Origin of the sequence: Luteimonas sp. S4-F44 (assembly GCF_022637415.1) — a bacterium.
In the GTDB taxonomy this organism is placed as follows: domain Bacteria; phylum Pseudomonadota; class Gammaproteobacteria; order Xanthomonadales; family Xanthomonadaceae; genus Luteimonas.
The window spans coordinates 2,005,920-2,023,904 of record NZ_CP093340.1 but is presented as its reverse complement, the minus strand read 5'-3'; the positions used below and the strand labels follow the sequence as shown (position 1 = coordinate 2,023,904).

The 17,985-nt window shown below is 67.1% G+C and carries 20 protein-coding genes; 5 read left to right on the top strand and 15 right to left on the bottom strand.

Annotated features, from left to right (window positions below):
* Window positions 1-50: 50 nt before the first annotated feature.
* The 9 genes from MNO14_RS09250 to asnS form a co-directional block, all read right to left on the bottom strand.
* Entirely contained in the window at window positions 51-593 is a 543-nt protein-coding gene (locus MNO14_RS09250) for a 3-hydroxyanthranilate 3,4-dioxygenase (RefSeq protein WP_241943472.1), read from the bottom strand.
* A 4-nt stretch (window positions 594-597) separates the two neighbouring features.
* The gene (locus MNO14_RS09245; protein WP_241943471.1) at window positions 598-1,137 is read right to left on the bottom strand and encodes a RidA family protein; all 540 of its coding nucleotides are present in this window, start codon (window positions 1,135-1,137) and stop codon (window positions 598-600) included.
* Window positions 1,118-1,792, bottom strand: a complete 675-nt coding sequence (gene can, locus MNO14_RS09240; RefSeq protein WP_241943470.1) for a carbonate dehydratase — start codon at window positions 1,790-1,792, stop codon at window positions 1,118-1,120. Before can ends, MNO14_RS09245 begins: the two co-directional genes overlap by 20 nt.
* A gap of 7 nt (window positions 1,793-1,799) precedes the next feature.
* Window positions 1,800-3,227 carry an aldehyde dehydrogenase gene (locus tag MNO14_RS09235; RefSeq protein WP_241943469.1) on the bottom strand — a complete coding sequence of 476 codons (1,428 nt, stop codon included), beginning with the start codon at window positions 3,225-3,227 and terminating at the stop codon, window positions 1,800-1,802.
* Between the two features lie 61 nt (window positions 3,228-3,288).
* On the bottom strand, window positions 3,289-4,098 hold the full coding sequence (locus MNO14_RS09230) for a DNA-formamidopyrimidine glycosylase family protein (protein WP_241943468.1): 810 nt from the start codon (window positions 4,096-4,098) through the stop codon (window positions 3,289-3,291).
* 79 nt (window positions 4,099-4,177) lie between these two features.
* Entirely contained in the window at window positions 4,178-4,963 is a 786-nt protein-coding gene (locus MNO14_RS09225) for an SDR family oxidoreductase (RefSeq protein ID WP_241943467.1), read from the bottom strand.
* 123 nt (window positions 4,964-5,086) lie between these two features.
* Window positions 5,087-5,386 (bottom strand): hypothetical protein, encoded by a 300-nt coding sequence (locus MNO14_RS09220; protein ID WP_241943466.1) that lies wholly within the window; start codon window positions 5,384-5,386, stop codon window positions 5,087-5,089.
* A 20-nt stretch (window positions 5,387-5,406) separates the two neighbouring features.
* Entirely contained in the window at window positions 5,407-5,709 is a 303-nt protein-coding gene (locus MNO14_RS09215) for a hypothetical protein (protein WP_241943465.1), read from the bottom strand.
* Between the two features lie 488 nt (window positions 5,710-6,197).
* Window positions 6,198-7,595 (bottom strand): asparagine--tRNA ligase, encoded by a 1,398-nt coding sequence (gene asnS, locus MNO14_RS09210; protein ID WP_241943464.1) that lies wholly within the window; start codon window positions 7,593-7,595, stop codon window positions 6,198-6,200.
* A gap of 114 nt (window positions 7,596-7,709) precedes the next feature.
* On the opposite strand from asnS, the gene MNO14_RS09205 reads away from it, so the two are divergent.
* Entirely contained in the window at window positions 7,710-8,060 is a 351-nt protein-coding gene (locus tag MNO14_RS09205) for an iron-sulfur cluster assembly accessory protein (protein ID WP_241943463.1), read from the top strand.
* A 462-nt stretch (window positions 8,061-8,522) separates the two neighbouring features.
* On the top strand, window positions 8,523-9,641 hold the full coding sequence (cfa, locus tag MNO14_RS09200; protein WP_241943462.1) for a cyclopropane fatty acyl phospholipid synthase: 1,119 nt from the start codon (window positions 8,523-8,525) through the stop codon (window positions 9,639-9,641).
* Between the two features lie 48 nt (window positions 9,642-9,689).
* Here cfa and MNO14_RS09195 read toward each other — a convergent pair whose 3' ends face one another.
* The 6 genes from MNO14_RS09195 to cyoA form a co-directional block, all read right to left on the bottom strand.
* A complete protein-coding gene (locus tag MNO14_RS09195) occupies window positions 9,690-10,226 on the bottom strand; it encodes a hypothetical protein (protein ID WP_241943461.1) in 537 nt (178 codons plus the stop codon).
* An 85-nt stretch (window positions 10,227-10,311) separates the two neighbouring features.
* On the bottom strand, window positions 10,312-11,064 hold the full coding sequence (locus tag MNO14_RS09190) for an SURF1 family protein (protein ID WP_241943460.1): 753 nt from the start codon (window positions 11,062-11,064) through the stop codon (window positions 10,312-10,314).
* Window positions 11,065-11,083: 19 nt separating this feature from the next.
* A complete protein-coding gene (cyoD, locus tag MNO14_RS09185; RefSeq protein ID WP_183425440.1) occupies window positions 11,084-11,467 on the bottom strand; it encodes a cytochrome o ubiquinol oxidase subunit IV in 384 nt (127 codons plus the stop codon).
* Window positions 11,464-12,114 (bottom strand): cytochrome o ubiquinol oxidase subunit III, encoded by a 651-nt coding sequence (gene cyoC, locus MNO14_RS09180; protein WP_241943459.1) that lies wholly within the window; start codon window positions 12,112-12,114, stop codon window positions 11,464-11,466. Before cyoC ends, cyoD begins: the two co-directional genes overlap by 4 nt.
* Before the next feature lies 1 nt (window position 12,115).
* Window positions 12,116-14,128, bottom strand: coding sequence for a cytochrome o ubiquinol oxidase subunit I (gene cyoB, locus MNO14_RS09175; protein ID WP_241943458.1), 2,013 nt, complete (start codon window positions 14,126-14,128; stop codon window positions 12,116-12,118).
* 42 nt (window positions 14,129-14,170) lie between these two features.
* Complete coding sequence (gene cyoA / locus MNO14_RS09170) at window positions 14,171-15,373, bottom strand: ubiquinol oxidase subunit II (RefSeq protein WP_241943457.1); 1,203 nt, start codon at window positions 15,371-15,373, stop codon at window positions 14,171-14,173.
* A gap of 179 nt (window positions 15,374-15,552) precedes the next feature.
* Here cyoA and MNO14_RS09165 point away from each other — a divergent pair, with 179 nt between their 5' ends.
* From MNO14_RS09165 to rpsR, 3 genes are all read left to right on the top strand, one after another.
* A complete protein-coding gene (locus tag MNO14_RS09165) occupies window positions 15,553-16,872 on the top strand; it encodes an MFS transporter (RefSeq protein ID WP_241943456.1) in 1,320 nt (439 codons plus the stop codon).
* A 396-nt stretch (window positions 16,873-17,268) separates the two neighbouring features.
* Window positions 17,269-17,712: a 30S ribosomal protein S6 gene (gene rpsF, locus MNO14_RS09160; protein WP_183425435.1), complete on the top strand. Its 444-nt coding sequence runs from the start codon at window positions 17,269-17,271 to the stop codon at window positions 17,710-17,712.
* An 11-nt stretch (window positions 17,713-17,723) separates the two neighbouring features.
* Window positions 17,724-17,954 (top strand): 30S ribosomal protein S18, encoded by a 231-nt coding sequence (gene rpsR, locus MNO14_RS09155; RefSeq protein ID WP_096208774.1) that lies wholly within the window; start codon window positions 17,724-17,726, stop codon window positions 17,952-17,954.
* The last annotated feature ends 31 nt before the right edge of the window (window positions 17,955-17,985 follow it).

The window sequence follows — 17,985 nt, the reverse complement described above, 5'->3', positions numbered from 1 at the left end:
TGTAGGCACTGTCGGTCAGGTGCACCCGCTGCGGCGCGGCAGGCCGCAGGTCATCCCGCAGCTGGGCCGGCGGCCTGGTCGTAACGCGCGGGCCTGGGGTTGATGTGCCCACAGGCCTCGCAGGTGCGCAGGTCGATGGCGCCGTAGAAGCGGTCGAACACCGGCGGGAAGTCCTGCTCGATGTCGTGCAGCGTGAAGTAGTGTTCGAACAGCTTATGGTTGCAGCGCTCGCAGAACCACAGCAGACCGTCGCGCTCGTGCGGCAGACGCTTTCGCTCGATCACCAGGCCGACCGAGCCTGCGCTGCGTTGCGGTGAATGCGGCACCTTGGGCGGCAGCAGGAAGGTCTCACCGGCGCGGACCGGGATGTCGCGTGGGCGGCCGTCCTCCTGGATGCGCAGCACCATCTCGCCCTCAAGCTGGAAGAACCACTCGGGACCCTCGTCGTAGTGGTAGTCGGTCCGCGCATTGGGGCCGCCGACGATCATCACGATGAAGTCGCCATCGTGGATGCACTTGTTGCCGACCGGCGGTTTGAGCAGTTCGCGATGCGCGTCGATCCAGGCCTGCAGATTGATCGGTCCCGGAATCATTGGCTTATTCCTTCTTGGATGCAGGTGCGTTGGCGTCCGTGGCCCTCACCCCACCATCGGTTCCGCCAATGGTCCCCCCCTCTCCCGCAGGGCGGGAGAGGGACGTGGGATGGCGGCCAATGGCCGCCACACACTTCATTTCGATCGCGATCGGCGTCGGCAGTGCATCGATGCCGAGCGTCGTCCGGCAGGGCGCGGCGGCGGCGTCGGGGAAATACTCGGCCCAGACCGCGTTGTAGGCGGTGAAGTCCGCCATGTCGGTCAGGTAGACGGTCACGTCGACCAGGTCTTCCCAGCACGCGCCGCTGGCCTGGAGCACGGCGCGGACGTTGGCAAGTACGGCACGGGTCTGCGCTGCGATGTCGTGCGCGACCACCCGGCCATCGGCATCGAGCACGTTGCCCGGCACCGCGTCGGTTGCCGGATCGCGCGGGCCGATGCCCGACAGGAACAGCAGGCCGCCGGCGCGACGCGCATGCGGGTAGCGCCCGACCGGGTAGGGCGCGGAGGCGGCGTGGACCGCGTCAGTCATCGCGCTCGCCACGCGCGGCGACCGCGGCGACCTTGGCAACGGCGGCGCGGTAGGCGGGGGTGATCTGCTCGGGGCCGGACACGTCCATCGACAGTTCGCGCACACGGCCGTCGCCCAGGGCGTACACCCAGCCGTGGACCGCCAGCGGCTGTCCACGCGCCCAGGCATCGCGGACCACCGTGGTCTGACAGACGTTGAGCGCCTGCTCGATCGCGTTGAGCTCGCACATCCGCGCCTGGCGCTGGGTCTCGTCCTGGACCGATGCGAGCAGGTCTTCATGCTTGTAGGCGAGGTCGGAGACGTGGCGCAGCCAATTGTCGACCAGGCCGACCCGCGTGCCGGTGAGGGCGGCCTGGACGCCGCCGCAGCCGTAGTGGCCGACCAGCAGGATGTGCTCGACCTTGAGCACATCGACGGCGAACTGGATCACTGACAGCGCGTTGAGGTCGCCGTGCGAGAGTACGTTGGCGACATTGCGATGCACGAAGACCTCGCCGGGGTCGAGCCCCAGGATCTGGTTGGCCGGCACCCGCGAGTCGGAACAGCCGATCCACAGGTACTTCGGCGTCTGCTGGCTGGACAGCCGGTGGAAGAAATCCGGGTCGTCGCGCGAGACGCGTTCTGCCCAGTCACGGTTGCGTTGCAGGAGGTTGTCGAGTTCGCCCATCGCGACATTATTCCAGAGACAGGCCGATATTCTTCGCTTCTGTGAAGAAGCGCATGGCCTCCAGCCCGCCTTCACGGCCCAACCCCGAATCGCCACTGCCGCCGAACGGGGTGCGCAGGTCGCGCAGCATCCAGCCGTTGATCCAGACCATGCCGGCGCGCAGCGCGGCCGCCAGGCGGTGCGCACGCGCCAGGTCGCGGGTCCACAGCGTGGCGGCCAGGCCGTAGCTGCCGGCATTGGCGAGCGCGAGCGCCTCGGCGTCGTCGTCGAAGGTCTGCAGCGTGACTACCGGCCCGAAGATTTCTTCCTGGTTGGTCGCGCAGTCCGGACCCAGGCCGTCGATGACCGTCGGCGCGACGAACCAGCCGGGACGGTCGAGCGCGTGGCCGCCGCACAACACCCGGCCGCCTTCGTCGCGGGCGCGCTGCAGTGCGGCGAGGACCTTGTCGAAATGCGCCTGCGACACCAGCGGGCCCATGCGCACGTCCGGGTCCATCGGGTCGCCGATGCGGAGCGCCGAGGCCTCGGCGACGAAGCGCTCGGCGAACTGCACCGCGATGCGCCGTTCGACCAGGATCCGAGAGCCGCACAGGCAGATCTGGCCGCTGTTCTGGAATGCCGAACGCACCAGGATATCGAGCCGGTCTTCCCAGTCGCTGTCGGCGAACACCAGCGTCGCGTTCTTGCCGCCGAGCTCGAGCGAGGTTTTCTTCAGCAGGCCGCCGGCAAGCGTGCCGATTCGCCGCCCGACCGCGGTGCTGCCGGTGAACGACACCGCCCGCACCCGCGGATCGACGACCAGCGCCTCGCCGACCTCGGCGCCGCTGCCATGGACGAGGTTGAGCACGCCCGGCGGCAATCCGGCCTCGGCCGACAGCGCAGCCAGCAACGTCGCCGTTGCGGGCGTGATCTCCGACGGCTTGGCGACCACCGTGTTGCCGGCCGCCAGCGCCGGCGCGATCTTCCAGGTGAACAGGTACAGCGGCAGGTTCCACGGCGAGATCGTCGCGACCGTGCCCAGCGGCTGGCGCAGGGTGTAGTGCAGGCCGACCTCGCCATGGTGCGATTCGCTGGCGAACTGGGTCGCCGCATGTGCGAAGAAGCGCAGGTTGGCGACCGCGCGCGGAATCTCGGCGTCGCGCGCCAGTGCGAACGGTTTGCCGCCGTCCAGGGACTCGGCGTGGGCGACGTCGTCGTTGCGGGCCTCGAGCAGCGACGCCAGACGCTCGAGCATGGCCGCGCGCCTGCTGTTGGGCAGCGCCGCCCAGCCGGGGGCGGCGCGTCCGGCGGCCTGCAGGGCGAGATCGACGTCGGCGGCATCGCCTGCGGCGACCTCGGCGTACACCCGGCCGGTCGCGGGGGCGTACACCGGCAACCAGCGATCCGCCGCCGGGTCCCGTGCCGCGCCGTCGATCCAGTGGGTCAGCCGCTGCATGGCGCAAGCTTACCCGAGTGCGCGCCGAGACCGGGGCGGTGGTCGCAGGCCGGGATCGAGGTCAATGTTGGCAGCCTGGGCACCAGTACAGCCGGCGGTCGGCCAGGCGGATCTCGGCGATGGTGCCGTCGCCACGCGGGCAGGGTGCGCCGGCGCGCTCGAACACCGCGAAGCCGAAGCTCGCGCGGGTCTGTGCCAGGTAGTCCTTGCCGGGTGGCAGCGCGTCGTCAAGCTTGGCGCGGTAGGCGCGCCGGGGCACGTCGAGCAGCGCGTTGGCCAGCCGCCGCCGCTCGCGGGCGGTCAGATCCTGCAGGATGCGATGCGGCGACAGCCGCGCCTGGAACAGCACCTCCGAGCGCAGGTAGTTGCCCATCCCCGCCGCGAAGTCCTGCGCCAGCAGCAGCGCCGCCAGCGTGCGCTTGCCGAAACGCGGGTCGCGCATGTGCGCCAGCAGCGCCTTGGCGTCGACGGCCGGATCGAGCACATCGGGGCCGAGCTTGGCGAGGTAAGGCTGCTCGCCGAGCGCGTCGGTGCGCCACAGCGAGACCGACGGCGCGGCATAGAGCGCGGCGACGCCGCGCACCGTGACCAGCAGCACCCGCGGCCGGGTTTCACCGGGCAGGGCCTCGGGCGCGTCGGCAAACCGCCAGAAGCCGAAGAGGTGACTGTGCGTGTACAGGGTCCAGCCGCCATCGACAGCGGTCAGCAGTGCCTTGCCGCGGGCTTCGACCGCCAGTACCCGGCGGCCTTCGAGCAGGCGGCGGCGTCGCTGCAGCGCCGGATCGACGAATCGCACGCGGGTCAGCGTCTCGTCGACGAGCAACTGCGATAGGCGGTCGGCGAGGGCGTGGGTTTCCGGACCTTCGGGCATGTGTGCATCGGAGCAGCCCGCGCGTCGCGGTCTCGTGACTCCGACTTGGCGTAAAGGCGCGTGCGCGCGTCTGTGTGGCTCAGATCGAGGCCATGCGCCCGCCGTCCACCGGCAGGCTGACCCCGTTGATGTAAGCGGCGGCCGGCGAGCAGAGGAAGGCGATCACCCCTGCGGTCTCCTCGGGCTCGGCGAAACGCCCGGCCGGCACCGCGGCCCGCATCGCGGCGATGATCGCGTCCTCGGACTGGCCGCTGCGTGCGGCGCGATCGGCCACGATCTGCGCGATGCGCTGGGTGCGCGTGTAACCGGGCAGCACGTTGTTGACCGTGATCCCGTCCGCAGCCAGTTCGCGGGAGAGCGTCTTGGCCCAGCCGGCCACCGCACCGCGCACGGTGTTGGACACGCCCAGGCCCATGATCGGCTCACGCACCGAGGTCGAGACCACGTTGACGATCCGCCCCCAGCCGGCGGCGCGCATCCCCGGCAGCAGCGTCTGGACCAGGACTTGCCCGGCGAGCAGATGGCGCCGGAATGCGCTCAGATAAGCGTCGGCCGATGCGGTATGCGCCGGTCCCCCGGGCGGACCGCCGGTGTTGTTGACCAGGATCTGGACCGGAACCGTGGCGACGTGCGTCTCCAGACGGGTCCGCAGGGCCTCCAGGTCGTCCATGTCGGCGACGAGCGCCTGGTGTGCCTGGCCCGCCGGCGTCGGCAGCGATTCGCACACGGCCTGCAGCGCCTCGCCGCGCCGGGCGAGCACCGTCACGCCGGCGCCCAGCAGCGCCAGTTCATGCGCGGTGGCGCGTCCGATGCCTTCGGAGGCGCCGCAGACGAGCGCGTGGCGGCCGGTCAGGTCGAGGTCCATGGGCGGCTTCCTGTGAGTGAACGAGGTCGGGCCACAGGCTGCCATGGTGGCCGCCGGATGCAAGCGAGAACGACGGTCGGAGATGCTTGCGTCCGACGTCGAGGCCGCCGTGCCGGGGCCGGGTCAGGCGCGCGCGCCCAGCGACTGCACCATGTGGTCGCGCAGCCGGGTGTCGTCCTCGGCCCGCGGCGGGGCGATCTCGCCGGGCGCGAAACCGCGCTCGAGCGCGTCCTCGGCGTCCAGACCGTCCCAGGCCACGAACTCGGCGTCGAGCAGCATCGAGCGCGCGGTGTCCTCGCTGTCGTAGGGCAGGGTATTGCCGTCGCTGTCAAAGACTTCGGCGGTGCCGGCCTCGAGCACGCGCAGGCGCGCCCAGATCACCGTCCGTCCGATTGTCGCCAGCCACCACTCATCGCGGGTCATCGAAAAACGTCCTTGCAAGGTCAGGGGGCGATCGACCACAGCCACAGCACCGCACAGGCGGTCAGTGCGCCGAGGATCACGATCAACGAAATCCGCGCCGGAGTGGCCAAGCCGGTGAACTGGCGGTCGGAGACTTCGTAGTAGCCGCCGGTCAGCAGCCAGCGCAGCGCAGCCGGTTGCAAGAATGCGCCCTCCGCGAACCGCGCCCGCACCTGCGGATGGCGGTCGCGCAGGTGCACCAGCGACAGCGGCCAGAAGATCACGAACGCGGTCACCCCGCCGATCGCGACGCCGAAGAAGCACAGGGCGAGGAAGAGGATCACGACGCTTCCGGCACGTGGACACAGCGAAAGGATAATGTGTTCGTGGAGATCGCGCTTGACCTTGACGCGCGCACGGCACTAGCGTCGCATGGGAGGGATGACCCTCGGACACCATTCAAGGAGGATGTATGAGGATCAGATTATGGGCCGGCGCACTGATGTGTCTTGTCGCCGGCTTGACGGTTGCGTCTGTCCAGGCTTCCAGCCTCGCGACCGAAGACCGCAATGCGCCAGAGGCCGTCGCGCTGGTTTCGCCCTCGCTTGCGGCTCCCGTCAAGTTGCTTGCAGACGTCGCCAGTGATCAAGAGATGAGTTGCATGCGGATTCGCGATCGCCAGTCTTGCCTCTTGAACATGGCGTGTCGCTGGCGCAATGAGCGTTGCGTCGACGAGTAAGGCAACGCGTTGCGCGGCCTCAGCACTCTTCAATGAGTGCTGAGGCCGGTATTGACTTGAGACGCACGGTCTACGCCTCTTCGATCTCCGTACTCAGTACTCCGCCTGCCCCGGTGCGCGGGGGTAGGGGATCGCGTCACGGATGTTGGACAGGCCGCAGACGTAGACGATCAGGCGTTCGAAGCCCAGGCCGAAGCCGGCATGGGGGACGGTGCCGTAGCGGCGGAAGTCGCGGTACCAGCCGTAGTGTTCGCGGTCAAGACCGAACTGGTCCATGCGCGCGTCGAGCACGTCGAGCCGCTCCTCGCGCTGCGCGCCGCCGATGATCTCGCCGATGCCCGGCGCCAGCACGTCCATCGCCGCGACGGTCGTGCCGTCGTCGTTGAGGCGCATGTAGAACGCCTTGATGTGCTCGGGGTAGTTGGTCACCACGACCGGCCGGCCGACGTGCTGCTCGGTGAGCCAGCGCTCGTGCTCGGTCTGCAGGTCCAGACCCCATTCGACCGGGAACTCGAACTTCTGCCCGGACTTGCGCAACAACTCCACCGCCTCGGTGTACTCGATGCGCTCGAACGGCGCATTGATGAACTTTTCCAGGCGTGTGACCGCGTCCTTCTGCACGCGCTCGGCGATGAACGCCATATCGTCGGCGCGCTCATCGAGCACCGCACGGAACAGGAACTTCAAGAAGTCCTCGGCCACGCGCGCATCCTCGGCCAGATCGGCGAACGCGATCTCCGGCTCGATCATCCAGAACTCGGCCAGATGGCGGGTGGTGTGGCTGTTCTCGGCGCGGAACGTCGGGCCGAAGGTGTAGACCTTGCTCATCGCCAGGCAGAACGCCTCGACGTTGAGCTGGCCCGACACAGTCAGGAACGCCTCCTTACCGAAGAAGTCGCGCGAGAAGTCGACCTTGCCGTCGCGCAACGGCAGGTTGGCCAGATCCAGCGTCGAGATCCGGAACATCTGGCCCGCGCCCTCGGCATCGGACGTGGTCACGATGGGGGTGTTGATCCAGTAGTAGCCGTTCTGGTGGAAGTAGCGATGCGCCGCCTGCGCCAGGCAGTGGCGGATGCGGGTGACCGCGCCGAACAGGTTGGTGCGCGGGCGCAGGTGCGCGACCTCGCGCAGGAATTCCAGCGAATGCGCCTTGGGCTGGATCGGATAGGTTTCCGGGTCCTCGACCCAGCCCACAACCTCGATCTCGCGCGCCTGGATCTCGAAGCTCTGGCCCTGGCCCTGCGAGCGGACCAGCGTGCCAGTGGCGATCACCGAACAGCCGGCGGTCAGCCGCCGGATCTCCGACTCGTAGTTGGCCAGCGTCTGCGGCGCCACGACCTGGATCGGCGCAAAGCACGAGCCGTCGCTGACGTTGACGAAGCTCAGGCCCGCCTTGGAATCGCGGCGGGTGCGGACCCAGCCACGGACGGTGACGTCGCCGCCTTCGGGAAGATGGCCGGCGAGGGCCTGTTGGACGCTGGTCGTGGTCATGCCTTGAATCCCGGGAATCCGCACCGATGAATGGCTGCACAGTCTACCGTGCCGCCGCCACGCCGCGGATGCCCGCTCAGCTGCCGCTGTCGACCGCAGGAGTACACTCGTTCCATGGCCATCGCACTCGCTCCCGCCGCCCTCGAACGGGCCCGCCGTTTCCTCGCCGCCAGCCCCGATGCGCTGGGGTTGCGCTTCGGCGTGACCAGGACCGGCTGTTCGGGTTGGGGCTACGTCGTCGACCTGGCGCATGAGGAACGGCCCGGTGATGCGATTTCCGAGCAGGACGGCGTGCGGATCTACGTCGATGCGCAAAGCCAGCCGATGGTCGACGGGACCGAGATCGACTTCGCGCAGAAGGGACTGAACCAGGAGTTCGTGTTCCGCAACCCCAATGCGGCCGCCGAGTGCGGCTGCGGCGAGAGCTTTACCGTGGACGATTCACATCGTGACACTGAGTCCTAGTCATTCTGTAATTTATTGAATATTAATGGCTTTTCTTGTCATTGGGTGTCAGGAAGGCTCCTGACGTCTCGCGTCTGGTCATCTCATCCTGCTGACCTTCGTTCGCAGTGGCGAGCTGCGCCAAGCGACTTGGTCGGAGTTCGAGGACGGATTCCTGGACGCCACTGGTGACCGGTGCGGTTGTGGACGATTTTCGCTGGGCGGATGAAAGGTCATAGGGAACATATCGTCTCGCTCGCTCCTTAAGTGATGAAGTTGTTTCGCGAGCTTCATGCCTTGACGGGGCATGATGACTTCATCTTGCCCCATCGGACGCCGCGCCTGCTCAGGCTCCGGGCTTCCGGGGGCGCTCGTGATGGTCTTGGACGCGAAGTGGCGGACTCTGTTCTCCGCTTCTCCGGCCGTGGAGTAGACTGGACCCGAGATGCCGGAACCTGGCCTCCGGCGGCGCGAAACCGGGGCATGCGCGACGATCGTTTCCACTCTCGGCTCGAGCAACTGCTCTCGGACGCGGACGTCCGCGTCGACGGCGATCGCGCCTGGGACATGCAAGTCTGCGACGACCGGCTGCCCGCGCGCGTGCTGTTAGGCGGCTCGCTGGCACTGGGCGAGGCGTACATGGATGGCTGGTGGGACGCCGGCTCGCTCGACGGACTGCTGTTTCGCCTGCTCGACGCCGGGATCGACCGCAAGGTGCACGGCTTCGCCGACCTGCGCATCGCGGTGCTGGCGCGCCTGTTCAACCTGCAGCGTGGGCAGCGCAGCTACGCCGTCGGCGAGCGTCATTACGACATCGGCAACGACCTCTACGCCGCGATGCTCGGCAGGCGGCTGGTCTACAGCTGCGGCTACTGGCGTGATTCGGGCGACCTGGACGCCGCGCAGGAAGCGAAACTCGATCTGTGCTGCCGTAAGCTCGGCCTGCGCCCGGGCATGCGCCTGCTCGACATCGGCTGCGGCTGGGGCGAGATGCTGAAGTTCGCGGCCGAGCGCTACGGTGCGTCGGGCGTCGGCATCACCATCTCGCGCGAACAGGCCGCGTTCGCCAGCCTCCTGTGCGACGGGCTGCCGGTCGAGATCCGCGTGCAGGACTATCGCGAACTGGGCGAGCGGTTCGACCGCATCGTGTCGATCGGTATGTTCGAGCACGTCGGGGTGAAGAACTACGAAACCTATTTTGACGTCGCGCGCCGCTGCCTTGCGGACGACGGCTTGTTCCTGCTGCACAGCATCGGCGGCAATACCAGCCGCACGCACACCGATCCGTGGATTGCGAAGTACATCTTCCCGAACTCGATGCTGCCCTCGGCGGCGCAGCTGACGCGCGCGCTCGAAGGCCGCTTCGTGATCGAGGACTGGCACAACTTCGGCGCGGACTACGACCGCACGTTGCAGGTCTGGCGCGACAACGTCGAGGCGGCGTGGCCGTTGCTGTCGGAACGCTACGACGAGCGCTTCCGGCGCATGTGGCGCTACTACCTCGCCGGGTCGATGGCGAGCTTCCGCGCGCGGCTGATCCAGCTTTGGCAGCTGGTGCTATCGCCCAGTGGCGTGCTTGGGGGCTACGTCGCGCCGCGTTGATGGAGTTGGCCGGGGCCGGTGCCATGGCGGCGATCTGCGGACGTTGCGCTATCGCCCCGGGCCATCGCTTGCAGAGTCTGCGCTGTCGATTGAGGGCGATGGGTGCCGCAACAGTGCGGATTTGAGATCGTCCGGATGGAGGTCCTTTCCCATCCCAATGCTCAATTCCCGCTTGAGAATGCCAAGATCCATCAGGAAGTTGGGGGCCTTGGCGTCGCGCAAGATCGCCGGAATGAGTAGGTAGCGCCCCTCCCGTTGATAGGCGGACAGGAAGCGGGAGAGGTTCTGGTCTGTCTCCGACTCCATGACTTTCGAGCGGGTCGCGACGACGACGGCCCCTCCGACGGATCTTTCCTCATCGCTCGGTGGCAGCGATGTCAGAACCAGGCGATAGTGCGCCGGGGCGGCATCGCGAATGCCTTGCACGATGCCGATGTGGATCGCGCCGCGTCGTGATGCCCGAACGTCAGCGCGAGCACGGGCGGCATGCCGATCGGACCGGTCACGAAGGCCGTGTCCGTCCAACGGGCACGATCCCATAGGCCCGAATCGATGACCGAATGTTTCCTGGAAGGTCGATGCCATGGGGTACATCATCCGGGCAAGACCTGACGGCATCGAACCGGCGGCCTTGGCCGTCGGGACGGACGGGTGGGTCGCAGCCGTGCCGCTATGCGGCCGTGTCGGGCGCGCCGCGCCGGAACTCGTTGCGCCAAACGAAACCGATCGCCAGAAGCGTCAGCAGCGCCATGCCGAACCAGGTCAGCGCATAGCTGAGGTGGTTGTCGCGGAACTGCACGATCGTCAGTCCGGGCACCGGCCAATTGGCGCCGTCGATCGAGGTCTGGGCGTCGATGAAGAACGGCGCCACCGGCGCCGCGACGCGTCGCGCGGCGGTCATCTCCGCTGGCATGCGCGCATACCAGCGGTCTTCGGCGGGCACGTTGGCGCGCACGAACAGGCCGGCGCGGTCGGGCTGGCGCAGTAGGCCGGTCACTTCGACGACATCTGCGGCGTCCACCCGGGCGCGGCTGTCGCGCCGGCGATGCGCAGTGTCGACGTAGCCGCGGTTGATCCACACCGTCCCGTCCGCGGTCGCCATCGGGGTCATGATCCAGTAGCCCGGCCCGCGCTCGGTGGAGGCGTAGACCGCGACTTCCTGGTCGTGCAGCAGCCGCCCGCGGGCGGTGACCCGCCGGTACTCTGCATCGGCCGGATCGAGGTCGGCCCAGTCGGCCGCGGCCGGCAAGGCAACAGGGTCCGCATGGATCCGCGCCTCGACCCGGGCGATCAGCCCGCGCTTCCAGCCCAAGCGTTCGACCTGCCACAGGCCCAGCGCGATGAAGCCGGCAGTGGCCGCGATCAGGAACACCAGTAACGCCCAGCGTCGGGCCGGGCGTTGCGGGGCGCGTTGCGCAGTCATGACGGAGCGTCGGAGGTGGTCAGGGCGCGACGCGCATCTGCTCGGGCGACATCGGCATCATGTTGTAGTTGAGGTGATACATGACCCACAACGAGCCGACGAGCGCGATGACGATGATGATGCCGGTGAACAGCAGCGACATCAGAATCCAGCCGCCCTCCGATTTCCGGTTCATGTGCAGGAAGTAGATCATGTGCACGACGATCTGGATGGCGCCGAACACCATGATCAGCGCCACCGTCCAGACGCGGCTCTCGATCACTTCGCCCATGACCAGCCAGAACGGAATGACGGTGAGGATCACCGACAGCACGAAGCCGATCACATAGTCGCGCATGCTGCCGTGGCCGTGCGCATCGTGCGCCGCCTCGTGGGCGGGGTGGTGGTTGGTTTCGGTGCTCATCCCACGACTCCCATCAGATACACATACGAGAACACGCCGATCCAGATCACATCCAGGAAGTGCCAGAACATCGACAGGCACATCAGGCGGCGGTGGTTGGCGGCGTTGAGCCCATGCTTGCGCAGCTGGAACACCAGGGTCACCAGCCAGATCAGGCCGAACGTCACGTGCAGGCCGTGTGTGCCGACCAGCGTGAAGAATGACGACAGGAACGCGCTGCGCTGCGGGGTCGCGCCCAGGTGGGCGAGATGGTGGAACTCGTAGAGCTCGATACCCAGGAATGCCAGGCCGAACAGGCCGGTCACCAGCAGCCAGCCGATCGTGCCGCGGATGTTCTGCTTGTACGAGTTCAGCATCGCGAACCCGTAGGTGATCGACGAGAACAGCAGCATGAACGTCGCGACCAGGATCAGCTTCAGATCGAACAGGTCGGCCGGCGACGGGCCGGCCGCGTAGTTGCGGCCGAGCACGGCGTAAATGGCGAACAGGATCGCGAAGATGAGGCAGTCGCTCATCAGGTAGATCCAGAAGCCGAGGTTGGTCCCGGTCTCGGGGTGATGCTCATGCCCGTCATGGGCATGCGGGTCTTCGATCACGTGGTAGACGCGGGCGGTATCGCCGGATGTGGATTGAATGCTATGTGCCATGTCAGAGCGCCTGCTGCGCGAGATCGCGCGTGCGTTGTTCCTCGGTGTCGATCACATCCTGGGCGGGGATGTAGTACTCGCGGTCGTAGTTGAAGGTGTGCGCGATCGCCGCGACCACCAGGGCCACGAACGACACGCCCGCCAGCCACCAGATGTGCCAGATCAGACCGAAGGCCAGGGCGACGCTGATCGCCGAAAGCACCACGCCCGCACCGGTATTGCGCGGCATGTGGATCGGCACGAAACCGGCCAGCGGACGCTTGTAGCCGTGGCGCTTCATGTCCGCCCAGGCGTCGATCTCATGGACGACCGGCGTAAAGGCGAAGTTGTAGGCCGGCGGCGGCGACGAGGTCGACCACTCCAGCGTCCGGCCGTCCCAGGGATCGCCGGTGACGTCGCGCAGCGCCTTGCGCTTCCGCACAGCCTGGACGATCGACATGATGAACGCGCCGATGCCGGCCGCGACCAGCGCCGCGCCGATCGCCGCGACCACGAAGAACAGGTGCAGCGAGGTGTCCTCGAACTGGCTCAGACGGCGAGTCACGCCCATCAGGCCCATGATGTAGAGCGGGGTGAACGCGACCCAGAAGCCGGTCAGCCAGCACCAGAACGACACCTTGCCCCAGAACTCGTCGAGCTTGAAGCCGAACGCCTTCGGGAACCAGTACACCATGCCGGCGAACAGGCCGAAGACCACGCCGCCGATGATGGTGTTATGGAAGTGGGCGATCAGGAACAGGCTGTTGTGCAGCACGAAGTCGGCCGGCGGCACCGCGAGCAGCACACCGGTCATGCCACCGATGACGAAGGTGAACATGAAGCCGATCGTCCACAGCATCGGGACATCGAAGCGGATCCGTCCCTTGTACATCGTGAACAGCCAATTGAAGATCTTCGCGCCCGTCGGGATCGAGATGATCATCGTGGTGATGCCGAAGAACGCGTTGACGCTTGCGCCCGAGCCCATCGTGAAGAAGTGGTGCAGCCACACCAGGTACGACAGGATCGTGATCACCGCGGTCGCGTAGACCATCGAGGTGTAGCCGAACAGCCGCTTGCCGCAGTACGTCGAGACGATCTCGGAGAAGATGCCGAATGCCGGCAGCACCAGGATGTAGACCTCCGGATGGCCCCAGATCCAGATCAGGTTCACGTACATCATCGGGCTGCCGCCCAAGTCGTTGGTGAAGAAGTTGGTGCCGACGTAGCGGTCCATCGTCAGCAGCGCCAGCGTCGCGGTCAGGATCGGGAACGACGCCACGATCAGGATGTTGGTGCACAGCGAGGTCCAGGTGAAGATCGGCATGCGCATGTACTTCATGCCCGGCGCGCGCATCTTGACGATCGTCACGATCAGGTTGATGCCCGACAACGTCGTGCCGACACCCGCGACCTGGAGCCCCCATAGGTAATAGTCCATGCCGACGCCTGGACTGTAGTCGGCGCCCGACAACGGCGGGTAGGCCAGCCAGCCGGTCCGCGCGAACTCACCGACGAACAACGACAGCATGATCAGCACCGCACCGGCGGCGGTCATCCAGAAGCTGAAGTTGTTGAGGAACGGGAACGAGACATCGCGCGCGCCGATCTGCAGCGGCACGATGTAGTTCATCAGGCCGGTCACCAGCGGCATCGCCACGAAGAAGATCATGATCACCCCGTGCGCGGTGAAGATCTGATCGTAGTGGTGCGGGGGCAGGAAGCCCTCGCCGCCACCCGAGGCCAAGGCCTGGTGGGCGCGCATCAGCACTGCGTCGGAGAAGCCGCGCAGCAGCATCACCAGCGCCAGGATGCAGTACATGATCCCGATCTTCTTGTGGTCGATGCTGGTGAACCACTCCTTCCACAGGTAGCCCCAGAGGCGGTATCGGGTGACGAGCACGAGCAGCGCGATGCCGCCGAGCGCAGTGCCGATGAAGGTCGCCGCGAGGATCGGGTCGTGAAGGAAGGCCAGGGACTCGAGCGAAAGACGCCCGAGCCACGGTGAGTTGAGCTGGTCCTGGGGTGCGGACATGGGGTTCCTGCCTCGTACTGAATTCGGTGATGCGATCCGGGATCAGCGGCCCGAGGGGCCGCCGTCGTCGTCCGGCTTGCCGGGCGCGCCTTGCTGCTGCGGCGCCTGTCCCGGGGGGATCGGCTGCACGCCCTTGTCGTCGGCGCCTTCGCTCGACGGTGTCGGCTGCGGCGTGGGCTCCCCGGGCGAGACGGCCCGCGGCTGATGGCCCTGCGGCTCGTCCCCGCGCGCCTCGCGACCGGCCTCGGGGAAGGTCGCGCCGGGCGCGGCCACCGGTTCGTCTGCGTGGCGGTTGTCGTAGCGCAGGCGGGCATAGTTGGCGTGGCTGTCGACGCCGCCGCCGCCCGAGCGGTCGATATGCATCATCTCGTGGACGCACATCGAGCCCGGCGCCACGCACATGTTGAGGATTGCCTCGTACAGCGCCGGGTCGACGTTGCCGAAGTAGCGCACCGGCTCGCGCTCGGACGGCTTCTCGAGCACCAGATACTCCTGGCGACCCAGCGGGGTCTGGTCGGCCTGCACCTTGCGCACCCAGGCGTCGAAGCCGTCCTGGCTCATGCCGTGGAAGTCGAAGTGCATGTGCGAGAAGCCGTCGCCGCTGTAATTGCTGGAAAAGCCCTTGTAGACGCCTTCGGCGTTGATCACGGCGTTGAGCTTGGTCTCCATGCCGGCCATGGCGTAGATCTGGCCGGCAAGCGCCGGGATGAAGAACGAATTCATCATCGACGCGGAGGTGATCTTGAACTCGACCGGCACGTTCACCGGCGCGGCGAGCTCGTTGACCGTCGCGATGCCCTGCTCGGGATAGAGAAACAGCCATTTCCAGTCGAGCGCGACCACTTCGACCACCAGCGGCTCGACGCCCTCGGCGATCGGCGTGTTCGTGTCGATCCGGTCGAGCGGGCGATAGGGGTCGAGTTTGTGGGTGGCAATCCAGGTCACCGTGCCCAGTACCAGGATGATCGCCAGTGGTGCCGACCAGATGATCAGCTCCAGGCGTGTGGAGTGGTGCCAATCCGGCGCGTACTCGGCGTCCTTGTTCGACGCGCGGTACTTCCAGGCGAAGAAGAACGTTAGGAAGATCACCGGGACGATGACCAGCAGCATCAGGCCGGTGGACAGCAGGATCAGGTCGCGCTGCTGCACGGCGATGTCGCCGGACGGCCGCATGAGCACCCAGTCGCAGCCGGACAGCAGCAGGGCAGTCCCGAACAGGACCGAGAATCGGAGGAAGGATTTCATTGGCGGGAGATCGACGACTGATAAAGGAAAACGGCTTGACGGAAGCGCCACGTCTGGGCGGCTAGCGTGGAATCAGGGCAGGGCGCGGGCGCGTGCTGCTGCGCACCTTGCGTGGTGGGCCCGTTTGGGGTTCACAATGCGGTGCATTATCCCCCATTACGACCGGAGACAGCGCGCAGATGAGCGGAACCGCACAGCAAGCCACCACCGGGCTGGACGACGCGCCGGAAACCGACGACCTGGACATCTCGCCAGGAAAGATCGCCTTCCCGGTCGTGATGGGCCGAACGTCGGAGTTCTTCGACTTCTTCGTTTACGGCATCGCGTCGGTGATGGTCTTCCCTTACTTGTTCTTTCCCGACAGCGACCCGGTGCAGGCCACGCTCAAGTCGTTCGCGATCTTCTCGCTGGCGTTCATTGCCCGGCCGATCGGCTCGGCGGTGTTCATGGCCATCGACCGCAACTTCGGCCGGGCCGCGAAGCTGATCGTGGCGCTGTTCCTGCTGTGCGGCTCGACCATGGCGATCGCGTTTCTGCCCAGCTACGCCCAGGCCGGCCTGCTGGCGCCGGTGCTGCTGGCGGTCTTCCGCTTCGGCCAGGGCCTGGGCTGGGGCGGCGCCTGGGACGGGCTGCCGTCGCTGCTGTCGCTCAGCGCGCCGAGCGAACGCCGCGGCTGGTACGCCATGGTGCCGCAGCTGGGTGCGACGTTCGGCTTCATGCTCGCGGCGGGCATGTTCCTGGTGTTCATCCGATTCCTGGGCCATGAGGACTTCATGGCCTGGGGCTGGCGCTTCCCGTTCTTCGTGGCGCTGGCGCTGAACGTCGTCGCGCTGTTCGCGCGGCTGCGCCTGGTGGTCACGCCGGAATTCGTGCAGTTGTTCCGGCAGCAGGAACTGCAGCCTCGTCGGATCGGCGAGACCATCCGCACGCATCCGCGCCAGGTGCTGCTCGGTGCGCTGATCCCGCTGGCCAGCTATGCGATGTTCCATCTGGTGACGATCTTCCCGCTCAGCTGGGCCACGCTGTACACCGATCACGACGCCGGCGATTTCCTTGAGAGCCTGCTGATGGGCGCGGTGGTCGGTGGGGTGGGCATCGTGCTGTCGGGCCTGCTGGCCGACCGTGTCGGCCGCCGCGGGCAACTGGCGATCGCGGCGGTGCTGATCGCGATCTTCAGCTTCTTCGCGTCCGATCTGCTGGGCGACGACACGACCGCCGGCCGCACGACATACGTCGTCGTGGGCTTCGCGCTGCTGGGGCTGTCGCTGGGGCAGGCGAGCAATGCGATCGCTTCGCGTTTCGAGAGCATCTACCGCTACACCGGTGCGGCGGTCACGTCCGACATCGCCTGGCTGCTGGGCGCGGGCTTCGCGCCGCTGGTCGCGCTGGGCGTGTGCAGCCGCTTCGGGCTGGAGTACGTGGGCTATTACCTGCTCTCGGGCGCGGTCGTGACGCTGGTCGCGCTGGGCTTCAGCCGGACACTGGAAACCGTCCGCTGACCGCCACGGACCGTGCGCCCTGCGGGGCGCGCGGTCATGTCGGCGATGGGCGGTGGTCTGCACGATGCGGTCGTCCGGGCCCGAAACATCCGGGCATTGAGAGGCGGGGGAGGGGCCTGCGGCTCGACTCGGGCGCGTCCGCTGGGGTGCGCTCCGTTGTCGCGGTGGCCGGGGGTCCATTTCACCATGCCTGCCTGCGACAGGGCTGCGACCGAGTGTCGCACCTGTGCGCAGGCCCGCCTGCGCATGTCCCGCGCTTGCCCAGGGGCGGCGAATCTGTGAGAATTGCCGGCTCCCTGCGCCCAGGCGCCGGGAGACCCCTTGCTCCACCGCGCACGCGGGGGGCTATCCGGGCCGCCGCCGACCGGCGCGGTCGATATCCGAAAGGAAACCACTATGCGTCATTACGAAGTCGTGTTCCTGGTCCACCCGGACCAGAGCGAGCAGGTGCCCGCGATGATCGAGCGTTACAAGTCGATGATCGAAGGCGCCGAGGGCACCATCCACCGTCTGGAAGATTGGGGTCGCCGTCAGCTGGCCTACCCGATCAACAATCTGGTCAAGGCCCACTACGTGCTGTTCAACATCGAGGTCGGCCAGGCCGGTCTCGACGAGCTCGTCGAGGCGTTCCGCTTCAACGATGCCGTGCTGCGTCACCTGGTGATCCGCCGCGAAGAGGCCGACACCGAGCAGTCGCTGATCATGAAGAACAAGGACGACAAGGGCGACAAGCCCGAGCGTGGCGAGCGTCGTCGTCGCGATGACGAGGGCGAGTCCACCGGCGGCGATGCCGACGGCGACAAGTCCGACAAGCCCGACACCAACGCCGAAGCCGCCTGAGGAGCACGTCCATGTCCAAGTTCTTCCGCCGCCGCAAGTTCTGCAAGTTCACCGCCGAGGGCGTCAAGGAGATCGATTACAAGGATCTCAACACCCTGCGCCAGAACCTGACCGAGAACGGCAAGATCGTGCCCAGCCGCATCACGGGCACCAAATCGCGCTACCAGCGCCAGCTGGCCACGGCCGTCAAGCGCGCCCGGTTCCTGGCGCTGATCCCGTACACCGACAACCACAACGTGTGAGGTAGGCGGGTCCCTCCGCCGAAGCCCGGCC

What these genes read in the sequence shown, in the direction of transcription:
- cyoB (WP_241943458.1), bottom strand. Translation starts at nt 14,128, where the DNA reads ATGTCCGCACCCCAGGACCAGCTCAACTCACCGTGGCTCGGGCGTCTT.
- cyoD (WP_183425440.1), bottom strand. Translation starts at nt 11,467, where the DNA reads ATGAGCACCGAAACCAACCACCACCCCGCCCACGAGGCGGCGCACGAT.
- MNO14_RS09165 (WP_241943456.1), top strand. Translation starts at nt 15,553, where the DNA reads ATGAGCGGAACCGCACAGCAAGCCACCACCGGGCTGGACGACGCGCCG.
- rpsF (WP_183425435.1), top strand. Translation starts at nt 17,269, where the DNA reads ATGCGTCATTACGAAGTCGTGTTCCTGGTCCACCCGGACCAGAGCGAG.
- MNO14_RS09190 (WP_241943460.1), bottom strand. Translation starts at nt 11,064, where the DNA reads ATGACTGCGCAACGCGCCCCGCAACGCCCGGCCCGACGCTGGGCGTTA.
- MNO14_RS09195 (WP_241943461.1), bottom strand. Translation starts at nt 10,226, where the DNA reads ATGGCATCGACCTTCCAGGAAACATTCGGTCATCGATTCGGGCCTATG.
- MNO14_RS09235 (WP_241943469.1), bottom strand. Translation starts at nt 3,227, where the DNA reads ATGCAGCGGCTGACCCACTGGATCGACGGCGCGGCACGGGACCCGGCG.
- can (WP_241943470.1), bottom strand. Translation starts at nt 1,792, where the DNA reads ATGGGCGAACTCGACAACCTCCTGCAACGCAACCGTGACTGGGCAGAA.
- asnS (WP_241943464.1), bottom strand. Translation starts at nt 7,595, where the DNA reads ATGACCACGACCAGCGTCCAACAGGCCCTCGCCGGCCATCTTCCCGAA.
- cfa (WP_241943462.1), top strand. Translation starts at nt 8,523, where the DNA reads ATGCGCGACGATCGTTTCCACTCTCGGCTCGAGCAACTGCTCTCGGAC.
- MNO14_RS09230 (WP_241943468.1), bottom strand. Translation starts at nt 4,098, where the DNA reads ATGCCCGAAGGTCCGGAAACCCACGCCCTCGCCGACCGCCTATCGCAG.
- MNO14_RS09225 (WP_241943467.1), bottom strand. Translation starts at nt 4,963, where the DNA reads ATGGACCTCGACCTGACCGGCCGCCACGCGCTCGTCTGCGGCGCCTCC.
- cyoC (WP_241943459.1), bottom strand. Translation starts at nt 12,114, where the DNA reads ATGGCACATAGCATTCAATCCACATCCGGCGATACCGCCCGCGTCTAC.
- MNO14_RS09220 (WP_241943466.1), bottom strand. Translation starts at nt 5,386, where the DNA reads ATGACCCGCGATGAGTGGTGGCTGGCGACAATCGGACGGACGGTGATC.
- MNO14_RS09250 (WP_241943472.1), bottom strand. Translation starts at nt 593, where the DNA reads ATGATTCCGGGACCGATCAATCTGCAGGCCTGGATCGACGCGCATCGC.
- rpsR (WP_096208774.1), top strand. Translation starts at nt 17,724, where the DNA reads ATGTCCAAGTTCTTCCGCCGCCGCAAGTTCTGCAAGTTCACCGCCGAG.
- MNO14_RS09205 (WP_241943463.1), top strand. Translation starts at nt 7,710, where the DNA reads ATGGCCATCGCACTCGCTCCCGCCGCCCTCGAACGGGCCCGCCGTTTC.
- cyoA (WP_241943457.1), bottom strand. Translation starts at nt 15,373, where the DNA reads ATGAAATCCTTCCTCCGATTCTCGGTCCTGTTCGGGACTGCCCTGCTG.